This is a genomic window from Enterococcus casseliflavus NBRC 100478, from assembly GCF_001544095.1.
In the GTDB taxonomy this organism is placed as follows: Bacteria; Bacillota; Bacilli; order Lactobacillales; family Enterococcaceae; genus Enterococcus_D; species Enterococcus_D casseliflavus.
Genome location: NZ_BCPT01000047.1, coordinates 1 through 612, shown reverse-complemented (window position 1 = coordinate 612; position 612 = coordinate 1). Strand labels below are relative to the sequence as shown.

Annotated in this window: 1 protein-coding gene; it reads left to right on the top strand. The window is 41.5% G+C overall.

The annotated features are described in order from the left end of the window. The first annotated feature begins 37 nt into the window (after positions 1-37). Positions 38-271: a hypothetical protein gene (locus tag ECA1_RS16695; protein ID WP_005225230.1), complete on the top strand. Its 234-nt coding sequence runs from the start codon at positions 38-40 to the stop codon at positions 269-271. Positions 272-612 lie beyond the last annotated feature (341 nt).

The following is a 612-nucleotide window of genomic DNA, read 5'->3' as shown; positions in this document are numbered from 1 at the left end:
GTCTTTATAATAATCCATAAAAAGAGGAGTTGATATTGTGCACGGTGCAGAGGATTCTCGGCTAACCTATGAACTTTCCCGCTACTTGACCAATACAGAATGGGATCGAATCGAACGAACCAAAAAAATTTATGAAAGGATCAAGAGTGAGGAAGAACTGAACCAACTCAGTAAATCCACAAAAATCCCTTTCGACCATTTACGGCTGATCATGCAAGGTGAGATCATAGCGGACGACTATATACTAAAATTACTAGAAGAAAACATGTAGTTTTCTTACTACATGTTCCTCTACTTTGATTGCTGCATTCAATCGGTTTCGCTTGGCAAAGCGAATTCATGTATACTAAAAGAAAAACAAACGAGGTGGCACCCTTGTGACAACGGACTGATAACCAAAACAAATGTTGACAGTAAAAGAACTTGCTGAACTTTTTGGTATCAGCAGACAAGCTATGAGGAAACATGCTGACAACCTAGAACCAACGTACCTTGCCAAAAACAGCCAAGGTATAAGACAGTTCTGTGGTCGGGAGTGTTGCACCTTGCTGACAAGCTAGGACGTGGCTAGGACGCGCTGAGTTGCTTGAAGCGTTCGAAATTCCTGACGTA